The sequence below is a fragment of the Arthrobacter sp. 05T420 genome (assembly GCF_056396305.1).
In genome coordinates this window covers 33,829-53,234 of record NZ_JBFTLG010000011.1, presented here as the reverse complement: position 1 = coordinate 53,234, position 19,406 = coordinate 33,829, and the positions used below count along the sequence as shown (strand labels likewise).

Genomic DNA, 19,406 nt, shown 5'->3' with positions numbered 1-19,406 from the left:
GCATAAGGGTCCTTCGGCCGTGGGTTGGGAGATCAGTGGAGCGCAAGGACCAGGTAGAGGGCGGCTAGGACGAACGTGGCGGGGGTCATGATGAGGCGTTCGGGTTTGCTGCGGGAGATCCCGTTCATGAAGACTCCCAGCACGAAGTATGCCGTCATCACCCACATGGTGACCGCAGTAAAGGATTCGCTGACCAACAGCGGGACCAAACCAGCCTTGGCCAGAGCTGCATAAGCGAAGAGAGCATACACGGCTATGGACAGGGCGCTCCCGATTCGCAGTTTGGCAGGAAGGACGCGGTGTTGCCCGCCCCACGCCGCTCTTCCCAGCGGAGCTCCGGCGATAAGCGCGCCCTGGAAGATGGTCAGGCCGGCCAGAAGTGCGCAGGCGAGTGTCGCGAAAAGCTGATCTAACGGCATCTAAACCCATCCTCTTGTCCAGTCCTAGGCAGCGTGGTGTTCCTGCGCCCTGTTGTGGTGGCTGTGGAGAGCATATTCGTGAAACCGGCAGAATCATGGCAATCACCATCCGCGCCCCTCCCTTCCGCGCCGGATGGCCCTTCGAATGGCCACCGGGAGAGATCCGGCCAATACAGCAAGCAGGAGGCCAAGCACGATCAGTCCGGAAACCCGGATAGAGGCGCCTCCGGCCGGAAGGTCCAGATGCGCCGTGGGATAGTCGATCATCTTGGCTGCCGATACAGCCGTCGCACGGTCGGTGTGCTGCGCCAGATACTCTATGGCGCCGTCGAACCCGAGCGCTCCGTCGGCACCAGTAAACGCATCGACGGGCGTGCTGCGGGACGCGGCCCAGTTACGCAATTGCGGATCAATGTCCTGGGCCCGGGCCGCGCCGGGGGCGATGAACCGGTCCATCGGGGGAGCCTGATGTTCCGGGACGGTCAGGAGAATGAGACCATGCTTGGTGGTGACGGTATCAGTGGCGCCGACCGCCACGGCCCGGGCGGCGAAGGACATGTTGTAGACCTCGAAGGCGCTGGCGACGTCGATCTCACCCACCCCGTTGAAGAGCCCGACGTCTATCGTCGGCCGGAGCCACGGGACGAGGGCGTTGAGTCCGACAGGAATGTCCGCGGCGGAGAAGGACTGGACGGGTATCTGCGCTGGCGACGCCGCCTGCCAACCCGGGTATTTCATCAGCCGGCCGACTCGTCCGGCTTCGACGGCACCCGCCATGTCCTCCATGACTTTCAGGGCGCCGGGGATGCCGGAGGTTACGCCGGCCGTGGTGGTGATCCTGCCGTCCTGAACAAATCGCAGACCTCCCGTCCACTGGACCTCGGGATGGCTCTGCTTGAGGGCACCCAGACGGGACCAGTGGCTTGTCGCCTTATGCCCATTCAAGAGGCCGGTCCCGGCGAGGACGCTCGATCCGTTGCAGACGCCCAAGATGCGGGCACCGCGACCTGATTGCTCCACGATCCACTCGCGCATTGCGGTTTCCTCCGGGCCCTCCGGGGCGCCGACGGCCGGCACAACGACGACGGCCGGCTGCCGGGCCTTGCCCGATCGGACGTCCTCGAACGTGTACGTGGGCACTATCGCCGGACCCCCGTCTATTGGCACAGGGGCGGACCGAGCGGCAATTGTGTACACCGAAAAATCCGGCGAGCTGGCAAATACTTCGTAGGGGGCCAGAACATCACTTCCAACGGTTCCTGACGATCCCAGTACGACGGCGACAACTATCGGGCCGGAGGAGGAGGGCCGATTCACGGGCAGCTCCTTCGGCTCTTGGGCGGCGGGGCGGACGTGACTTTCCGCATCCGCCACCGACGCGCCCGCGAAAGCCATCGCAGTCACAGCGAGGAGGAAGAAGCCAACCGAGAGAGCGGAATGAATGATTCGTGTAGGGAGGGATGCCATTTGTGAGTCTCGATTCCGTATGGAGTTGCGGGGCCATCGCCTTCCATGTGCCCCGCCTTGCTCTTTCACGCTACGGATCGCCCCCTCCACCCACATCGGCCGCGAGGACTCTCTTGGACCAGCCCAACCGGTACCGGGGTACTACGTGACCGCGCCCTAGGGCTTCGCCTACCTCGCAGGTTGCACGGTCCACTCCGCGGTGACCGACCGGAATCCCGGCGGCGGCCGCATGGCGTGGCTTTGCGCCACACTCCGTGCGCAGCGAAAACCGGGGTACTCTGAGGCGCATGGAGATGCGCCTCGAGGTTGTACAAGTACCCGTCAGCGATGTGGACAAAGCCAAGTCGTTCTACACAGACCGGCTTGGGTTCGCCCTGGACCACGATGTGGAATACATACCGGGCATCCGGGTCGTCCAACTTACGCCACCCGGCTCCGCCGCCTCCATCGTCATCGGCACGGGAATGACCAGCATGCCGCCGGGCAGCCTGGAAGGCCTGCAACTCGTGGTCCCGGACATGGCATCCACAAGGGCTGAGCTTCTACATCGCGGAGCGGAGATCAGCGAGGTCCAGGACATGGGTGGAATCGCCTTCGCCTATTTCAGCGACCCGGACGGCAACCGCTGGGTCATCCAGGAAGCTACGCCGCCGGACGTTCGGGAAGCCTTTCAGCGCTAGGCGCATCCGCCGTGCGATTCGATCGATCTGAGCTTAAGGCGTTCCGGGCAGCGGCCTCGAACCTTGGGCGCTCGAGACTGACACGGCCATCGAGTAGTAGAGATAGTCGCTGTCCGCGTGGGTCCGTTCAAAGCCGGCCTGTTCGTACAGTTCCCGTGCGGGGTTGACCTTGTGCACTCCCAAGGTAAGCGTGCTTGACCCGCTGGCTGATGCATCGGACACGAACCGCTCCAGTAGGCGTTGACCGAGTCCCTGTCGCCGGAATTGTGGCAGGACGTGGATGGTGACCAGTACTGCCACTCCCTCAGGCAACGGCATCCACAGCATGATGCCTGCCGGCTGACCGCCAACGTCGATAACCCGAGCTCGGGAGAGGTTCGTTGTCCAGAGCTCCAGATTCCGATCAACCGCCTGCAGCCATTTGTCGACGTGTTCGCTCTCAACTTCCCGCATATACAGCAGTTCGGACCTATAGAGCATCGGCAGGTCTGTCGGCTCGGCAGGGCGCACGGCCAGTGCGGCGGGCCGGCCGTGGGAATTAACCGAACTTGGCGCTTCCGTCATCAATATCTCTCTTCCTCGAAACAGCTGGCCCGACCGTGCCTATGTCGGCACTGCACTGTGTCCGACTGCAAGGTGAGCCTACCCGCGGCGGAGGGCGTGGAGGGGGTACTGCCAGCACACGTGTCGGGAGGCACTCCCTCATTCTTCAGGATTGCAGTTGGCCGGACTCGTGGCCTATACCAGCAACCGTTCCCCAATCATGAACGACCGGACAGAAAGGGCTGCCAGCGCAGCGGCCCACAAAAACCACGGCGAGCTTTTTCCGGGGCATGTCTCGACCCTGGCGGTCACCGACCCCGAGCTCATCGGGTATTTCGACAACTTCGCCTTCGACGAGGTGCTCCGCCACGGAAACCTGGACACGAGGACCTGGCTCATGGTGCAGCTCGCATCGATGATTGCCTCGCAGGCCATAGGGGAGTACCACGTCATGCTCGGCGCGGCGCTCGCCGTGGGCATCATGCCGGTCGAAGTCAAGGAAATCGTCTACCAGGCCGTCCCGTATGTGCGGATGGCCAAGGTTGTCGACTTCATTCACGCAACGAATGACGCCCTTACCGAGCGGGGCATCGAGCTTCCACTGCCGGGCCAGTCCAGCACCACGCCGGCCGACCGTGCGGAGAAGGGACTCGCCGTGCAGAAGGACATCGTCGGGGGTGACGTTATCGAGGGCATGTATGCTTCGGCGCCCGACGACGAAATCCACTTCCAGCGCTACCTCTCAGCCGATTGCTTTGGAGACCACCTCACACGCACCGGCATCGACGTGCCCACGCGCGAGTTCCTTACACTGGCGATGCTCGTCTCACTCGGTGGGTGCGAAGCCCAGGAGTCACTTCGACAGGGATACGCAACCCGCGCCCTCGTCCGGCAACCGACGACTTTGACGCACTGATTGCCCGGTGGAAGCGGACGCGGCCGGCGGGCTCGACGGAGTCCGCGACACGGCGAACATGCCACTGGCCGACGAGCCAGCTCATGTGCGGGACGACCTCGCCGCCGTCGGATCCTGGCCCCGGGAGCGCCTGGTGGCGTATGGCCACGACCCGGATGCGCGCCCCGACGGCACCTTCCGGAGCCTCGTTCCACCTGGCAGTGTTCAGCGGCGCTGGAAAAGGCGGTCAGGAGGCCGCAGGCTCTGCGGCCAAGCCCGGTGGAGAACCGATGCTTGCCGGGGATGATTAAGGCAGACTGGTGGCGTGAGTGGAATCCGGTGGGTGCTGCACGTCGATCTCGACCAGTTCATCGCGGCGGTCGAAGTGCTCCGCCGGCCGGAGCTTGCCGGCAAGCCGATCATTGTCGGCGGGCGGGGCGATCCCACCGAACGGGCCGTGGTGTCCACCGCATCCTACGAAGCCAGGGCGTTCGGCGTGGGCTCCGGAATGCCCTTACGCATTGCGGCCCGGAAGGTACCCGACGCTGTGATCCTGCCCGTCGACCAGGAGGCGTACCTGGCGGCGTCTGAAACCGTGATGGCTACCCTGCGCGCACAGCCCGGCGCCACCGTGCAGGTGCTGGGTTGGGATGAGGCCTTTGTAGGCACCGAAACAGAGAATCCGGAGGCCTACGCCCGGCAGGTGCAGGCCGCAGTCCTGGAGCGAACCCAGCTGCATTGCAGTGTTGGCATCGGCGACACCCTGGTCCGAGCCAAGGTCGCCACCGGTTTCGGCAAGCCGGCGGGCGTCTTCCGACTCACTGCCGGGAACTGGCTCGACGTCATGGGCAGTCGGCCCACCAAGGACCTGTGGGGTGTCGGAACCAAAGTGTCGGGCCGGCTGGCCAAACTTGGCATCAACACAGTCGCCGAGCTCGCCGCGTCCGACCCCCAAGACCTGGTCCCGGAGTTCGGCCCCAGGATGGGGCTTTGGTACGCGGAGCTCGGACGCGGGGACGGCGCCAGCGTTGTGGACGACACCCCGTGGGTTGCCCGCGGGCATAGCCGGGAGACCACCTTCCAGCGGGACCTGACCGAGGCCGCCCAGGTGGACGACGCCGTCAGGGAGCTGACAGCGCGTGTCCTTGAGGATGTTGTGGCCGAAGGACGGCCTGTGATCGGGCTGACCCTCAAGGTTCGGTACGCGCCGTTCTTGACCAAAACCCACGCGAGGAAGATTCCTGAGACATTCGACCGGAACGAAATCCTCGCGCAGTCCTTGGACCTCGCAGAGGGAATCGAAGCCGGCCGTCCGATCCGGCTGCTAGGCCTGCGTGCCGAAATGGCAATGCCCGACGACGCCCGAAAGGGACATACGCCGACGCGCGGCGGTTGGTGACGGCGTCGTACCCTTCCTTGCCAGCGCGGATGAATAGCTTCGCGGCAGTAACCGTCCTTGTTGTCCAGCGCGCCGGAACGCCGAAGGGAAGCTCTCCGTCGACGTCCCGGGTCTGCGAATAACATCTGAGGGTTAGCGGCCGTTGTATTCGTCGTCGGTGATGTGCTTGCCCCAGGTCGTGGTTGTGGCGGGGTCCTCGCCGTTCTGAAGCATGGCGATGTGCTCCATGAAGCAGCCGGGGGCGGCAGCGTGCCAGTGCTCTTCGCCGGGCGGGGTGTAGAGCGTCTGGCCGGGGTGGACCTCGATGATCCTGCCGTCCCGGCCGCCGAAGCGTCCGACGCCTTGAGTGACGCGCAGGTACTGGCCGTGCTTGTGCGAGTGCCAGGCGGTGCGGGCACCTGGAGCGAAGCGAACGGTCGCGACGACCATCGTCTGGTCCTTCTCGTGAGGCAGTGCGATCGGATCCAGCCAGACGTCGCCGGCGAACTGGGCCGCCGGGTTCTTCGTGGTCGGCGCTGAGGGTTCGATGTTCATGATTTTCCTTATTTGTTGTCTGTGAAGAGTTGCTTGGCGATGCCCATCGCGGACATGCCCTTGGGCCAGCCGGCGTAGAGCGTGACGTGGGTGATGGCTTCGATGAGCTCTTCCTGGGTCATACCGTTTTCGAGGGCGCGGCCAAGGTGGGAACCCAGCTGTTCGGTGTTCCCTCCGGCGGTCAGCACGGCTACTGTGATGAGGCTGCGATCGCGGGCGCTCAGTTCGGTCCGGTTCCAGACGTCCTTAAAGAGGACGTCATCGGTGAGCTCGGCGAGCTTGGGAGCGAAGTCGCCGAACATTCTCCGTCCGCCCCCGACCTGCTTGGGCTGGTAAGTCACGATGATCGGGGTTGCTCTCACTGCCGCAGAGGTCGCGTGTCTGTCACCGCCGTCGTGTCTGCGCTGCGAGTTCATGGGTGCCGTAGCTGTTGTCGTCGGGGTTGACGGTGACGCCGGGTGCGACGATTTGGTCGATGCGGTCCAGCACCTCGGTACCCAGTGTGATGTCAGCGGCGGGCAGGTAAGACTCGAGTTGTTCCATGGTGCGCGGGCCAACGATGGCGGCCGTCACGCCCGGGTGGTTGATCGCGAAAGCGATCGCCAGCTCGATGAGGGTCAGTCCGTTGTGTTCGGCGAGCTGGGCAAGTTCTTCGACGATGTCGAGTTTTCGCTGGTTCGCGGGGCTGCTCATGTCGAAGCGGGCGTTCGGACGTGCGGGGGAGGTGGGCGTCGATGCCGAGTCCTTGCGCCAGCGCCCTGAAAGCCACCCGCCGCTGAGCGGGCTGTAGGTGAGCGTACCCATGCCGTGGCGTTGGGCCGTGGGGAGAACGTCTTCTTCGATGCCGCGGACCAGAATCGAGTAGGGCGGCTGCTCGGTGACGAACCGCTCCAGGTTGCGTTCCCGGGAGGCCCACTGGGCCTCCACGATCTGGGACCCGGAGTAGGACGAGGAACCGAGGTAACGGACTTTGCCTTGGCGGACGAGGTCGCTGAGCGCGCCGAGGGTTTCTTCGACGTCGGTATCGGGGCTGGGGCGGTGGACCTGGTAGAGGTCGATGTAGTCGGTGTTGAGCCGGCGAAGGGAGTCTTCGACTGCTTGCATGATCCAGCGGCGAGAGCCGCCGCGCTGGTTGGGGTCCTCGCTCATGGGCATGAAGAACTTGGTGGCGAGGAACACCTCGTCCCGTCGCCCGTCGAGTGCCTGTCCGACTATTTCCTCGGATGCCCCGCCCGAGTAGACGTCGGCGGTGTCGATGAAGTTGATGCCCGCGTCGAGGGCGCGGTGGATGATGCGGATGGAGTCGGCGGTGTCGTTGTTGCCCCAGGGGCCGAACATCATCGCACCGAGACATAGGGGGCTGACCTGCACGCCGGTGCGGCCCAGGGGACGGTATTCCATAGTGGTTTCTTCTCTCTGTCTTAGGCTTCGGGGATGACCATGGCGAAGCGATCCTCGCGGGCTTCGTCCGGGTCCGGACCGTTGCGGTTGCCGGTGTTGAGCGAATCGATGGCGGTGAGTTCCTCGGCAGTGAGTTCGAAGTCGAACACGTCGAAGTTTTCGGCGATGCGTGCAGGGTTGGTCGATTTCGGGATGGCGGAGCGGCCCTGCTGCAGGTGCCAGCGGAGCATGACCTGTGCCGGACTCTTGCCGTAGGCCCGTGCGAGGGTGGCGATTGCCGGGTCTTCCATGACGTTCCGGCGCTCCTGGCCCCACCCTGGGTAGAAGGTGATGCCTCCGATCGGTGACCAGGCCTGGGTGAGGATGCCGTGCTGGGCATCGACTGCCTGTACGTCCGGCTGGGTGAAGTAGGGGTGCAGTTCGATCTGGTTCACGGCCGGGACGACGTCGGTCGCGTCGAGCAGTCGCTGCAGGTGGTGCGGCATGAAGTTGCTGACGCCGATCGCCCGGACGCGCCCGTCGGCAAGTAGGCTCTCCAGCGCCTTGTACGCGGCGATGGTTTTTTCGAACCGGTCGGGGGCGGGTTGGTGCAGGATGAGCAGGTCAAGATAGTCGACGCCGAGCTTGCCCGTCGCTTTGTCCCAGGCGTGAAGTGTTTGGTCGTAGCCGTAGTCGCTGACCCAGACCTTGGTCTCGATGAACACCTCCGGACGGTCAAGGCCGGAGGTGCGGATGCCCTGCCCGACTTCCCGCTCGTTGCCGTACGCGGCGGCGGTATCGATGTGCCGGTAACCGGTGCCCAGCGCGGCCTCGACCGCGGCAGTGGTCTGCTCCGGGGCACTTTGGAAAACCCCCAGGCCCAGGGCTGGCATTGTGACGCCGTTGTTGAGGGTCAGTTTCATGTTCATGCCTTTCACGATATTGAGACGTACGGAATTGTGGGAGTGCACGTCATTACCCCCTTCTTGTGGATGGCGTTGTTGGTTCAACCGACCTCTTGGACCTGCGGCGCAGGGGCGGTCCTGGCGTGCTGCTTCTGTGTGCGGCGGGCGGCAAGATCGGCGGGCAGGATGGCGGCTGTGGTCACGATCAGGGCAAGGAGCAGGAGAATGCTGCCCGTCGTGAGGGCGACGCTGACCTGCGAGGCCAGGTGCGCTGCAGCGGAACCCGCCGCCGGGACGGCCGCTGCCGCCGCGACCGCGATGCCAAGCCCCAAGCAGGTGCCGACCTGATGGAAGGTGTTCACCAGGCCCGATGCCGCGCCGGCGTCGGCCGCGGGAGCGCCGACGATGCCGAACGAGGTCAGCGGCGCAAACGCGAGGCCCTGGCCGGCGCCGATGAGGACCATCGGCAGCGCCACTCCGGTCAGATAGCCGGAGTCCACACCGACTCGGCTGAGCCAGAACATCCCGGCAAGAGTGATCAGGATGCCGGCCACGAGTGGAACTGAACCGGGCACTTTACCAATGAGCCGCGGAATGCTCATTGCAACAGCGAAGTTGACCGCCGTCATGGGGAGGAACCCGATGCCGGCCTGGAGAGGGTCGAAGCCAAGTACTTCCTGGAGGAACTGGGTGGTGAAAAAGAAGAATGCGATCATCGCGCCCAGGTACAGAAAGCGGGCGACATAGGCGCCGGTTCGTCGGCGGCTCGCGAACAGCCGCAACGGCATGATGGGCTGGGCAGCCCTGCGCTCGATCAGGACGAACACGATCAGGAGCACGACGCCGGCGCTGACGGCCGTGATTGTGACCGGGGAAGCCCAGCCGGCGTCGACGGTGTTGATGATGCCGAATACGAGAGCGCCGACACCCAGCGTGGCGCTGACTGCCCCGGATAGGTCAAAGCGGCCGCGGGCACGGCCTGATTCCGTGAGGAACCGTGGGGCGAGTGCGATCATCGCGGCGCCAATGGGTACGTTGACGAAGAACCCGGCCCGCCAGGAGATCCAGTGGGCCAGCGCCCCGCCGATGACTAGACCGAGGCTGGCGCCGATCCCTGCGGTGGCGCCGTACAAGGCGACGGCCCGGGTGCGCTCGCGGCCTTCCGGGAAGCTGGCCGTGAGTAGGGAGAGTGCGGCGGGCGCGACGATCGCAGCCCCGACACCCTGCACGGCACGGCCGGCGATCGCCCACCAGCCAGTCGGTGCCAGTCCGATCAGCAGCGACGCGATCGAGAACACAACCAGCCCGAACACGAAGACCCGCCGGCGTCCGAGTAGGTCTCCTGCCCGGGCACCGAGGAGCAGCAGGCCGCCGAAGACCAGCGTGTACGCGTCCTGAACCCAGGTGAGCTCACCGGTGCTCAGCTGCAGATCTGCCTGCAGGCTCGGCAGGGCGGTGAAGATAACCGAGTTGTCCAGCAGGATCATGAAGTAGCTGGCGAGGATGATCGCCAGAATCGCAGCCGGGTGGGCTGTTGTGGGTTCAGGTTTCATGCTTTCAATGCAACCGTGATTCCTCACGGGCCGGGAGTCACGGTTGTTCCGGGTAACGCCAGTGCCTCCCTCGAGCATCACCCACCGCGTAGCGTGGATGCCATGACACACAGTGACGACGTGCGGAAGTTCCTGACCTCCCGCCGCGCAAAGATCACGCCGGATGAGGCCGGGCTGCCCGTCTACGGCGGCAACCGGCGCGTTGCCGGCCTGCGCCGCGAGGAAGTCGCGATGCTCGCCGGAATGAGCATCGACTACTACATACGCCTGGAACGGGGGAACCTTTCCGGCGCCTCGGACAGCGTCCTCGAAGCCCTCGGGCGTGCCCTGAAGCTCGACGACGCCGAAACGGCCCACCTTTTTGACCTTGCCCGGGCCGCCACCGCCGCTCCCCGTGTCCGGCGCAAGCGCAGCCCCCAGACGGTGCGGCCGAGCGTGCAACGCGTCATTGATGCGATCACGGCCGCACCGGCCTGGGTCCGCAACGACCGTGGGGATGTCCTCGCCGCCAACGAGCTGGGCCGTGCGCTATATCTGGACTTGATGGCCGAGCAGACCACTCCACCGAACAGTGCACGCTTCACCTTCCTGAACCCGAAGGCCCGGGACTTCTTCGCCGATTGGGAACGCGCGGCGGATGACATCGTCGCTGTTCTGCGGTCCACGGCCGGGAAAAACCCCTACGACAAAGACCTCACGGACCTGATCGGTGAACTCTCAACCCGAAGCGAGGAGTTTCGTACCCGTTGGGCCCGGCACGATGTGAAGTACCATCGCGTCGGCCGGAAGCGGCTTCATCACCCAATTGTTGGGGACCTTGACTTGAGCTTCGAAGCGCTTGAACTGCCCGCCGACCCGGGAATGCGCATCAACGTCTACACAGCAGATCCCGGAACACCCTCCGAGGACGCGCTGAAAGTCCTCGCCAGCTGGGCCGCCACCCAGCGGACCACCGCAGTGACCGCAGTGAAGGAGAAAAAATGAACGACCGGCCCTCCACTGTTCTGGTCGTCGGGGCTACCGGCAGCATCGGCCGCTACGCCGTGGCCGAGGCGCTGCAGCACGGTTACGCGGTGCGGGCTCTTGTGCGTGACCAGGCCCGCGCGGTCCGCATTCTTCCCGAAGGAGTGGACTTGGTGATCGGGGATCTGACCCGTCCAGATACTCTCGGCCCGGCTGTCGACGCAGTCGACGCGATCGTGTTCACGCACGGATCCACCACCGGCGAACGGGACGTGCGGGACAACGACTACACCGGCGTAGCGAACGTCCTCAAAGCCTTGGACGGCCGCCGCGCCTATATTGTCCTCATGACTGCTATCGGCACGACCCGGCCCGGCGTCGCCTACGCCCAGTGGAAGCTGCGCAGTGAGCGGCTCATCCGCGCCAGCGGCAACCCCTACACGATCGTGCGGCCCGGCTGGTTTGACTACAACCAGCCCGACCAGCGGACGATCGTCATGCTCCAGGGCGACAGGCGACAGTCCGGCTCACCCGCCGACGGCGTTATCGCCAGGGACCAGATCGCGCGCGTACTCATCGACAGTCTTCACATTGATGCCGCCGACCACAGGACTCTCGAACTCGTCGCCGAGCACGGACCCGACCAAGATAACCTCACCGCCGTCTTCGCCTCCCTGTCGCCAGACTCGGATGCATCTCTCGATGGAACCGAAGATATTGTTGACCTCCCCATGGAGAGTGAGCCGGAAATGTTCCGCCGCGACCTCGCAAAAATCAGAGCAGGAAGGCTCAAAGTCGGAGATCCGAACTCCTAGTCGACTGAGGAGAGGATCTCGACTTGCGGTCCATGGGTGCGGTTACCCCTCAACAAGTGTCACTTTATTCATGTTTGACCCCTAAAATCTAAATAGAAGGGTGACTATTTAGACTTCCGGAGGATCCATGACCCGTTGGCCCGCACACGGTAGTAAGACGATGCCGTGGAAGTCGTCCGGGCGCCGCCGCGCGAAGACCGGGAATTCACCGAAGTTGTGGTCTCGCTGCCACCCATGATCGCCGGGAGCTGGTTCGAACCGGGCCGCGAGACCATTGTCGCCCTTGAGGAGGCCGCGGTTGCCATAGCTTCCCTGGACGTCACAGCCGGCGCGCGGATGACCGCCATCAGCGGGTTCCTGCTCCGCAGCGAGGCTGTCTCCTCCTCCAAAATCGAGCACGTCAACGCCAACCGCGACGACTACGCCCGGGCCATGATCGGGCTCAAGGCCAGTGATGACGCCCGTTCAATGGTGGCTGCAGCCGATGCCGTACAAGGGATGATCGACGACGCCGGGCGAACCGGGGAGATCCGGTTGGAGGCAATGCTGGGTGCCCATCACACGCTCATGAAGGATGACCCGATGGACGGCCCACACGCCGGCAAGTTCAGGGACGTTCAGAACTGGATCGGCGGCAGCGACCATTCACCGCGCGGCGCCATCCATGTCCCGCCCCCGCCGGAGCTCGTGCCGGAGCTGATGGAGGACTTGATGGTCTTCTGCAACCGCCGCGACGTCCCCATCATGGCGCAGGCGGCGATAGCGCACGCCCACTTCGAATCCATCCACCCGTTCACCGACGGCAACGGCCGGATCGGCCGGGCCCTGATCGGTGCGATTTCCCGGCGTCGGGGGCTCACAAAGAACACGGTCACCCCGATCGCGTCGGCGATGGTCGCCGACGTCGACACGTATTTCGGTCTCGTCAACAACTACCGCTCCGGCGACGCCGATCCGTTCGTGCTCTACCTGGCCCGTTCCGCGGTCCGCGCCTCGAACGCCGCCCGGGAATCCGTGGCCGCACTCGATGCCCTGCCGGCGATGTGGCTGGAGCTGGCCAGGCCACGCAGAGGCTCCGCGGACGAAAAGATCATCCCGTGGCTGCTGGAGCGGCCCGTGTTCGAGGCCCACAGCGCTGCCCATGTTGCCGGCGTCGCCGAAAGTTCCGTCTACGCCGCGCTGCAAAGGCTCTCCAATGCCGGGGTGATCACCCCGGTCACCCAGTCAAAGCGCAGCCGTGCCTGGGCGGCGACCGAAGTCCTGGACGAGGTGGACCGGCTCAACAACCGGCTGGCCGACGCCGGGAAGACCGGCTGATCCGGCGACGACTTCTCGCAGGCGGTCAGTTAGGCACAACGGTAGATCCTCACACGGCGTGAGGATCTACCGTTGTGCCTATGAAACAGACGAGCGGTGCAGCAGGTCAATGGAGCATCGGCGAACTCGCGAAGGCGAGTGGCGTCACGGTCCGGACCCTCCATCACTACGACGAGATCGGACTGCTGTCAGCAGGCCAGCGGACCGCCTCCGGTCACCGGCGCTACACCGAGGATGACGTGCCGCGGCTGTACCGGATCCGGGCGCTGCAGATGCTGGGCCTCCCGCTGGCCGATATCGGCGCCGCGTTGGCAACCCCTGCCGATGACATGGCCTCGCTGCGCATCCTCCTGGAACAGCAATTGCAGCACATGAGCCGGCACGCCGAGCAGGTCCACGCCGTCCAAAACCGGCTACGGGACCTGCTTTCCCGCCTCGACATTTCACGCAGCGAGGGCGCCGCCATGCCGTCGCCGGAACAGTTCATGTCAACGTTGGAGATGATCACAGTGCTCGAAAACCACTTCACACCAGAACAGCGCCAGGAACTGGCCGACCGCAGGGCCGAACTCGGCACCGACCGCATCGAGGCCGCCAAGACCCGATGGGCCGCGTTGGTCGAGGAAGGCCTCAGACACGTCGAGAACGGAACGCCGGTCTCTGATCCCTCCATTCGGGAGTGGGTCAGGACATGGGACGAAATCGGATCCATGTTCCACTCAGGTGAGCAGACCAAAGCCGCCGCCCGTTCCATCTGGCAGGACAATAGGGGCGCCCTCAGCGCGGATCTGCCATGGTCCTCGGAGCAACTTGCCGGGCTCCTGGCCTACCTGCAAAAGGCAAGAACGCAACCCTGACCACCTGTGCTTCCTGACAGTGCCTTTTGGCACTGCTTTTGGACGGTGCTGGATGCAGAATGGAAGGAAGCCGGCTGATTCCTCAGCCCCTCCAGCGTCGAGGACGGCACATCATGACGAGTAATAAGACACGGACTGCACTCGTGTTGGCCACAGTTTTGATTGGGCTGAGCGGCTGTGCCGGAGGCGGCGGAACACCGGCGTCGGCCCCGGCCACGACGGCCGGGACCTCTTCCAGCATGTCGATGGAGCCGTCTGCCCCGGCGGGCTCCACTTCCGGGCCGGGAAGCGGAGCGGCAAACGCCGCCGCTGCGACAATCACGATCAGCAACTACGCCTACCAGATCCCCGGCTCGGTCGCTCCCGGCGCGGAGGTAAAGGTGACGAACATGGACAGTGTCGAGCACACGGTGACCGCAGACCAGGATGCGAAGCTCTTTGATGTCGAGGTCAAGGAAAACGGCGGTACGGCCACATTCAAGGCACCCTCCACGCCGGGCACTTACGCGTTTCACTGCAGGTACCACTCCAACATGCACGGTTCTCTGACAGTCAAGTGAGGACGACGCCGGCTGGGTCGGGCACTTGACGGTCTCGATCGAAAAAGGTGCCGTGTCGTGGCTACCCAGACCCCCTCACCGTCGCTTGACCCATCCCTCGTTGATGACTTGAGTTCGGCTCTCCGGGGCTGGCTGTTCCGTCCTGAAGAAACCGGCTACGACGACGCCCGGAAGGTCTTCAACGCGATGATTGACCGCCGTCCGGACCTGATCGTCCACCCCGCTGACGTCGAGGATGTCCGCCGAGCGGTGACCTTCGCCCGGGACAACAATCTCCCTGTTTCCATTAAGGGCGGCGGTCACAACGTGGCCGGGAACGCCGTCGGCGCGCATGGGCTCATGCTCGATTGCTCTGGCATGAGGAATGTTCAGATCGATGCTGAACGGCGCGTCGCCATAGCTGGCGCGGGTGCGCTGCTGGCCGATCTTGATGTTGCCACTCAGGCATATGGCCTAGCCACGCCGCTCGGAGTTGTCTCGGTTACCGGCATCGCCGGGTTGACCCTGGGCGGTGGCATCGGCTGGCTCAACGGCAAGCACGGGCTCACCTGCGACAACGTGCTGGCCGCCGACGTCGTGACGTCCGATGGCAGGCTGCTGACGGTGAGCCCGGACCAACACGCAGACCTCTACTGGGCCCTCCGGGGTGGAGGCGGCAACTTCGGCGTTGTTACGTCGTTCACCTATCGTTTGCATCCCGTCGGGCCGGTTCTTGCCGGGGCGCTCTCGTTCCCGGCCGAACGGACGGGGGAAGTCCTGCGGTTTTACCCCGAATTCGCCGCGTCTTGCCCCGACGATCTCGCGATGTCGGCGAGTCTTGCGCGTGACGCCTCGGGCCGCCCTGTGTTTGGCGTAGGCGTCTGCTGGAGCGGAGATAATGATGAGGCTTAGCTGGCCCTCCGACCGCTCCGCGAGCTCGGCCCAGCTGTCGACGTGGTGGTGCCAACCGACTACGTCGTCCTGCAGAGCGCTCACGACGCGGGCTTTCCGGTGGGCCAGAACCACTACTGGAAATCGAGCTTTTTCACCGAGTTCACCGCCGAGGCAGTCGATATCCTGCTCCAGTTTGCGGCCGAGATGCCTTCAGCGGCGAGTGGCATTGGAATGCAGCAACTACATGGTGTGGCGGCCCGGGTCGACCCGGCAGCCACGGCATTTCCCCATCGGCGGTCGCAGAGCGAGCTCCTCATCCTGGCCCAGTGGGCCGACCCGGCAGAGACGGAGCGCAACGTCGGCTGGGTCCGCGCGTTCTTCGAGGCGATGCAGCCCTTCGCTGCGGGCGGGGTTTACGTCAACGATCTGGGCCAGGAGGGGGAGGAACGCGTGAGGGCAGCCTACGGCGCCAATTACGATCGGCTGGCAGCCGTCAAAGCCACATACGACCCAACCAACCTCTTCCGATCAAATCAGAACGTCCGCCCGATCGCATAGGAAGTGCGCCGCTGGGATGGGACGATAGCCGACGACGGAGGCGGCCGGGGCAACCATCGACCGGTCCGCGGGCATGAAGGACCCTCTCATTTGCCGCCGTCGGCCCACGCGTCACCCCCCGCTTCGCGGCCATGCGGCCTTTGGCCAATCTGGCCCGCAGTGAATATGTCAGTCTGAACGGAGCCCACTCGGACGGCCCGAACGGTACCCACCTGAGCGACATACCGAACCTAATGACGGGGGCTACTCCGGGGACTGCATCGGAGGGCAGGGGGTGTCGCCGTAGGAGCAGAAGACGCAACAGTCGCCGGCCGTGGGGTTGATGGGTGCGCCGCAAGCGGTGCGCCGGTGGAAATACACGCACGCGTCGGTGGGCATGTCCCGTATCTCCTGGCTGCCGCAGTCCGGGCAACTCAGAGTGCTGGTGAGCCGTGGGCTTTTCATGCCCGGGTTGTGGCCGTGCCGGCCAGCCGTTGGATGATGGCGAGGCCGGACGGTGTGCCGGGCCAGTGTCGTTCCAAGGGGCCGTGGCCCGCTTTTCGGATGACTGCGCGCAGGACCACGGCCACGATGATGGCGTCGTCGGCATACCCGATGACCGGAAGGAAGTCCGGGACCAGATCAATGGGTGAGGCGAGGTAGATCAGCAGCAGGACCAGGCGGACCCGGATTCCACGCGGCAGGGTCCGGTCCGCGGTCAGCCGGCGCAGCAGGACCAGCAGGTCCGGCAGCAACCGGAGGGCGTCCCTCATGCTCACCGTTTCCGGGTGTTTACGGGCGTAGAGGCCGAGAAGGACAAGCAGCACGGCGTAGATCAGGACAACGCCGCCGACAGCGGCGATCGCTGCGTCCCCCCAGTTCATGCCGTGGTCTCTTCGTCGGTGTGCTTGAAGGCGTTGCGTGCCTCGCGGATGGCGTAGTAGATGATCACGGACCCGGCTAGCGGGTCGGCCCACCACCATCCGAAGAGGGCGTTCAGGACCAGCCCGGCCAGGACTGCGCCCGCCAGATACGCATCGACCAGGGTCACTTTCCCTTCGCCGCGCAACACCGGATTGCCCAGGGCGCGTCCGGTGCGGATTTTGCCCCAGGCGAGAGCGAGCATGACCACGAAGGTCAGGGCCGTCCAGACGATGCCCAATCCGGAGGTTGCGGGCCTGAGGCCGGCGGCAATGACGATGGCCAACTGGATGAGGAGGTAGGCGGCGAGGACCGCGAAGGCCACCCCGATCAGGCGCATCGCCCGGGTTTCCCGGTCTTTGTGGATGCCTTTGAGCTGCCAGACCACGACGAGGGAGGCGAAGATTTCGATGAGGCAATCCAGACCGAACCCGGCCAAAGCCGGTGATCCGGCACCAAGGGCGGCGGCGGCCAGGACGCCGAGGCCGATCACGTTCCAGCCCAGAGTCGCGTATTCCAGGCGCAGGCCTCGGCGCAGCAGTATCCCAGGGTCCGTCGTTGTGGTGGTCCCGTTAGTTCTGGCCATGGGTTTCTGCTTCCTTACGGTGGGTCTGTTCCAGGTCATTCGCGCGGCGGCCATTAATGGTGGCTGGCCCGGGGCTACATCGGCAGGTCGGTTCTCAGGTCTTTAGCAGCAGTCTTCACCTCGCCACGCCTCGCGGCCTTCCTTGACGGCGACAGCGGCGACGAGAAGGCCAACGACGGGGTCAAGCCACCACGCGCCGAAGAGCGCGTTGCCGGCCAGACCGATCAGGACAGCGGCTGCTGTCGCGGCGCAGAGCAGGTTCTGGGTTCCCTCTCCTGCTGTGGCTCCGGAGTTCAGCCGGGCACCGAGGCGGTGTTTCGCGATGCCGAGTACAGGCATGATGACCACACTTGCCGCGGTGAGCACAATACCCAGGAGGCTGTTTTCGGCCCGGTGCCCGGTCGCCAGATCGATGACTGATTGGATTCCAATGTAGGGGGCCAGGAGCCAGAAACTGATGGCCACCCCTTTTTGTGCCCGCCCCTCTGCGGTTTCGGAGAGGGTGCGGGACCCGGTGAATCGCCAGATGACAATGATGCTCGCCAGGCCCTCGACGGCCGAGCTGAGCGCCCAGCCGATCAGGGCTACCGAGCCGGCGGCGCCGCCGGCGACCAGGCCGAGCGAACCCTCCAGAACCAACCAGACCAGGCTGAACCAAGACAGCAACCGGACGGTACGGGCGTTCCTGATCCAGGCGGAGTCCGGAACGGCGGGAACGTCCGGAGTGCAACAGCCGTCCGCGCAAGAGGACGCTTCTTCGGGTGCAGGCTTGTTCCGGCCCAGGGGCAGGGGCGGGGGCCCGGTCATCAGTGCGTTCCTGTCTCGTGGACGGCGTGGCCGGCGGGTTCGAACTGGAACGTGGAGTGCTCGACGTCGAAGTGCCCGGTCAGGCAACTTTGCAGCTCATCGAGGATGAGGGGGGCGTGTCCGTCGTGGAAGCAGCTCTCGTCCAGGACGACGTGTGCGGACAGCGCGGGCAGGTCAGAAGTGACGGTCCAGACGTGCAGGTCATGGACGTCATGCACGTGGCCCGATTCAAGGAGGTGTTCTCTGACCTGGTCCAGATCGACACCTTCCGGGGCTCCCTCCAGGAGGATCCTCCCGGAGTCCCGCAGCAGGCCCCATGCAGCGTGGAGCATCAGGGCCACGACGATGAGGGATGCGATCGCGTCGGCGCGGGTAAAGCCGGTGGTCAGGACGACGAGGCCGGCGATCGCGGTGGCAATGAACCCATACAGGTCGGTGAGGATGTGCTGGAAGGATCCTTCCACGTTCAAGCTGGACCGGTTGGCTTTGGCTAGCACCCACACCGCCACCAGATTCACGATGACCCCCAGGATGGCGACGACCAGGACGGGTCCACCTGAGACTGGGGGCGGATCAAGGAGGCGGTGGATGGCCTCAACCGCCACGAGGGCGCTGATGACCAGCAAGGTGATGCCGTTGGCGGCAGCAGAGATGATCTCCGCGCGCTTGAATCCGAAGGTCCAGATCCCACGCGCCGGACGAGCGGCCAGGTTCATCGCCCACAGCGACGCAGCGATCGCGCCGGCATCCGTGAGCATGTGCCCGGCGTCCGAGAGCAGAGCCAGGGACCCGGAAATGACCGCGACAATCACTTCGACGATCATGAACCCGACAATCAGCGCCAAAGCGGTAACCAGGTACCGCCGGTCAGCGTTCGTCGATATTCCGTGGCCGTGGCCGTCGTGTTTGGACGCGGACGTCTTCCCTGCCTCGTCGCGCGGGTGGTCGTGAACGTGACCGGCGCTCACCGCACGTTGTCGTTCTGTGCGGGACCGTTACCCTCGGGATGAAGGGCGACAGTGTGTCCGGTATGGGTCAACCCCAGGTCCAGCAGCATCCGCACGTGCGCGTCATCCAGCCGGTAGTACGCCATCCGGCCCCGCCGGGAGACCGAAACCACCCGGTGGGCGCGCAGCAGGCGCAACGCATGGCTGACGGCGCTCTCGCTCATTCCCGTCGTCGCAGCGAGGTCACAGACGCACAGTTCCCCGGCCTCCAGTAGTGACGTCAACAGCCGCAAGCGTCCCGGATCGCCCAGAAGGGAGAACACATCGGCCAGTTCTGCGATGTCGTGGTCTGAGGGCATGGCCTCCCGGACAAGTTCGACCTTGTCGGGGTCGACCAGATTCACAGCGCATTCATCGACAGCTTCACGGGCAGCCACGTAACCTCCAA

24 protein-coding genes are annotated in these 19,406 nt (G+C 64.9%); 10 read left to right on the top strand and 14 right to left on the bottom strand.

Going from position 1 to position 19,406, the window contains the following annotated elements; genetic code table 11:
• Positions 1-32: 32 nt before the first annotated feature.
• A complete protein-coding gene (locus AC1DEM_RS12195) occupies positions 33-419 on the bottom strand; it encodes a hypothetical protein (RefSeq protein ID WP_476884620.1) in 387 nt (128 codons plus the stop codon).
• 102 nt (positions 420-521) lie between these two features.
• Positions 522-1,814, bottom strand: coding sequence for a DJ-1/PfpI family protein (locus AC1DEM_RS12190; RefSeq protein ID WP_476884712.1), 1,293 nt, complete (start codon positions 1,812-1,814; stop codon positions 522-524).
• 359 nt (positions 1,815-2,173) lie between these two features.
• On the opposite strand from AC1DEM_RS12190, the gene AC1DEM_RS12185 reads away from it, so the two are divergent.
• Positions 2,174-2,566, top strand: coding sequence for a VOC family protein (locus AC1DEM_RS12185; RefSeq protein WP_476884619.1), 393 nt, complete (start codon positions 2,174-2,176; stop codon positions 2,564-2,566).
• A gap of 33 nt (positions 2,567-2,599) precedes the next feature.
• On the opposite strand, the gene AC1DEM_RS12180 is transcribed toward AC1DEM_RS12185, so the two are convergent.
• The gene (locus tag AC1DEM_RS12180; RefSeq protein WP_476884618.1) at positions 2,600-3,130 is read right to left on the bottom strand and encodes a GNAT family N-acetyltransferase; all 531 of its coding nucleotides are present in this window, start codon (positions 3,128-3,130) and stop codon (positions 2,600-2,602) included.
• A 199-nt stretch (positions 3,131-3,329) separates the two neighbouring features.
• On the opposite strand from AC1DEM_RS12180, the gene AC1DEM_RS12175 reads away from it, so the two are divergent.
• Positions 3,330-4,025: a carboxymuconolactone decarboxylase family protein gene (locus tag AC1DEM_RS12175; RefSeq protein WP_476884617.1), complete on the top strand. Its 696-nt coding sequence runs from the start codon at positions 3,330-3,332 to the stop codon at positions 4,023-4,025.
• A 304-nt stretch (positions 4,026-4,329) separates the two neighbouring features.
• Positions 4,330-5,403 (top strand): DNA polymerase IV, encoded by a 1,074-nt coding sequence (locus tag AC1DEM_RS12170; protein WP_476884616.1) that lies wholly within the window; start codon positions 4,330-4,332, stop codon positions 5,401-5,403.
• 132 nt (positions 5,404-5,535) lie between these two features.
• On the opposite strand, the gene AC1DEM_RS12165 is transcribed toward AC1DEM_RS12170, so the two are convergent.
• The 5 genes from AC1DEM_RS12165 to AC1DEM_RS12145 form a co-directional block, all read right to left on the bottom strand.
• On the bottom strand, positions 5,536-5,937 hold the full coding sequence (locus tag AC1DEM_RS12165; protein ID WP_476884615.1) for a (R)-mandelonitrile lyase: 402 nt from the start codon (positions 5,935-5,937) through the stop codon (positions 5,536-5,538).
• 8 nt (positions 5,938-5,945) lie between these two features.
• Entirely contained in the window at positions 5,946-6,278 is a 333-nt protein-coding gene (locus tag AC1DEM_RS12160) for a carboxymuconolactone decarboxylase family protein (RefSeq protein WP_476884614.1), read from the bottom strand.
• A 43-nt stretch (positions 6,279-6,321) separates the two neighbouring features.
• Positions 6,322-7,338 carry an aldo/keto reductase gene (locus AC1DEM_RS12155; protein ID WP_476884613.1) on the bottom strand — a complete coding sequence of 339 codons (1,017 nt, stop codon included), beginning with the start codon at positions 7,336-7,338 and terminating at the stop codon, positions 6,322-6,324.
• Positions 7,339-7,358: 20 nt separating this feature from the next.
• Positions 7,359-8,240: an aldo/keto reductase gene (locus AC1DEM_RS12150; RefSeq protein ID WP_476884711.1), complete on the bottom strand. Its 882-nt coding sequence runs from the start codon at positions 8,238-8,240 to the stop codon at positions 7,359-7,361.
• Between the two features lie 83 nt (positions 8,241-8,323).
• Positions 8,324-9,775, bottom strand: coding sequence for an MFS transporter (locus tag AC1DEM_RS12145; RefSeq protein WP_476884612.1), 1,452 nt, complete (start codon positions 9,773-9,775; stop codon positions 8,324-8,326).
• 102 nt (positions 9,776-9,877) lie between these two features.
• On the opposite strand from AC1DEM_RS12145, the gene AC1DEM_RS12140 reads away from it, so the two are divergent.
• From AC1DEM_RS12140 to AC1DEM_RS12110, 7 genes are all read left to right on the top strand, one after another.
• On the top strand, positions 9,878-10,759 hold the full coding sequence (locus AC1DEM_RS12140; protein ID WP_476884611.1) for a helix-turn-helix transcriptional regulator: 882 nt from the start codon (positions 9,878-9,880) through the stop codon (positions 10,757-10,759).
• Positions 10,756-11,553, top strand: coding sequence for an SDR family oxidoreductase (locus AC1DEM_RS12135; RefSeq protein ID WP_476884610.1), 798 nt, complete (start codon positions 10,756-10,758; stop codon positions 11,551-11,553). The genes AC1DEM_RS12140 and AC1DEM_RS12135 overlap by 4 nt, the downstream gene beginning before the upstream one ends.
• 165 nt (positions 11,554-11,718) lie before the next feature.
• Positions 11,719-12,870 (top strand): Fic family protein, encoded by a 1,152-nt coding sequence (locus AC1DEM_RS12130; RefSeq protein WP_476884609.1) that lies wholly within the window; start codon positions 11,719-11,721, stop codon positions 12,868-12,870.
• Positions 12,871-12,950: 80 nt separating this feature from the next.
• Complete coding sequence (locus AC1DEM_RS12125; protein WP_476884608.1) at positions 12,951-13,727, top strand: MerR family transcriptional regulator; 777 nt, start codon at positions 12,951-12,953, stop codon at positions 13,725-13,727.
• 113 nt (positions 13,728-13,840) lie between these two features.
• On the top strand, positions 13,841-14,287 hold the full coding sequence (locus AC1DEM_RS12120; RefSeq protein WP_476884607.1) for a cupredoxin domain-containing protein: 447 nt from the start codon (positions 13,841-13,843) through the stop codon (positions 14,285-14,287).
• 57 nt (positions 14,288-14,344) lie between these two features.
• Positions 14,345-15,178, top strand: a complete 834-nt coding sequence (locus AC1DEM_RS12115) for an FAD-binding oxidoreductase (RefSeq protein ID WP_476884606.1) — start codon at positions 14,345-14,347, stop codon at positions 15,176-15,178.
• A gap of 42 nt (positions 15,179-15,220) precedes the next feature.
• Positions 15,221-15,718: a BBE domain-containing protein gene (locus tag AC1DEM_RS12110; RefSeq protein ID WP_476884605.1), complete on the top strand. Its 498-nt coding sequence runs from the start codon at positions 15,221-15,223 to the stop codon at positions 15,716-15,718.
• Between the two features lie 243 nt (positions 15,719-15,961).
• On the opposite strand, the gene AC1DEM_RS12105 is transcribed toward AC1DEM_RS12110, so the two are convergent.
• The 6 genes from AC1DEM_RS12105 to AC1DEM_RS12080 form a co-directional block, all read right to left on the bottom strand.
• A complete protein-coding gene (locus AC1DEM_RS12105) occupies positions 15,962-16,162 on the bottom strand; it encodes a GDCCVxC domain-containing (seleno)protein (RefSeq protein WP_476884604.1) in 201 nt (66 codons plus the stop codon).
• On the bottom strand, positions 16,159-16,581 hold the full coding sequence (locus AC1DEM_RS12100) for a YkvA family protein (protein ID WP_476884603.1): 423 nt from the start codon (positions 16,579-16,581) through the stop codon (positions 16,159-16,161). The genes AC1DEM_RS12105 and AC1DEM_RS12100 overlap by 4 nt, the downstream gene beginning before the upstream one ends.
• Complete coding sequence (locus tag AC1DEM_RS12095) at positions 16,578-17,204, bottom strand: cation efflux transmembrane domain-containing protein (protein ID WP_476884602.1); 627 nt, start codon at positions 17,202-17,204, stop codon at positions 16,578-16,580. Before AC1DEM_RS12095 ends, AC1DEM_RS12100 begins: the two co-directional genes overlap by 4 nt.
• Before the next feature lie 102 nt (positions 17,205-17,306).
• Positions 17,307-18,011, bottom strand: coding sequence for a cation diffusion facilitator family transporter (locus AC1DEM_RS12090; protein WP_476884601.1), 705 nt, complete (start codon positions 18,009-18,011; stop codon positions 17,307-17,309).
• The gene (locus AC1DEM_RS12085) at positions 18,011-18,979 is read right to left on the bottom strand and encodes a cation diffusion facilitator family transporter (protein ID WP_476884600.1); all 969 of its coding nucleotides are present in this window, start codon (positions 18,977-18,979) and stop codon (positions 18,011-18,013) included. Before AC1DEM_RS12085 ends, AC1DEM_RS12090 begins: the two co-directional genes overlap by 1 nt.
• Entirely contained in the window at positions 18,976-19,317 is a 342-nt protein-coding gene (locus tag AC1DEM_RS12080; RefSeq protein WP_476884710.1) for an ArsR/SmtB family transcription factor, read from the bottom strand. Before AC1DEM_RS12080 ends, AC1DEM_RS12085 begins: the two co-directional genes overlap by 4 nt.
• Between the last annotated feature and the right edge of the window lie 89 nt (positions 19,318-19,406).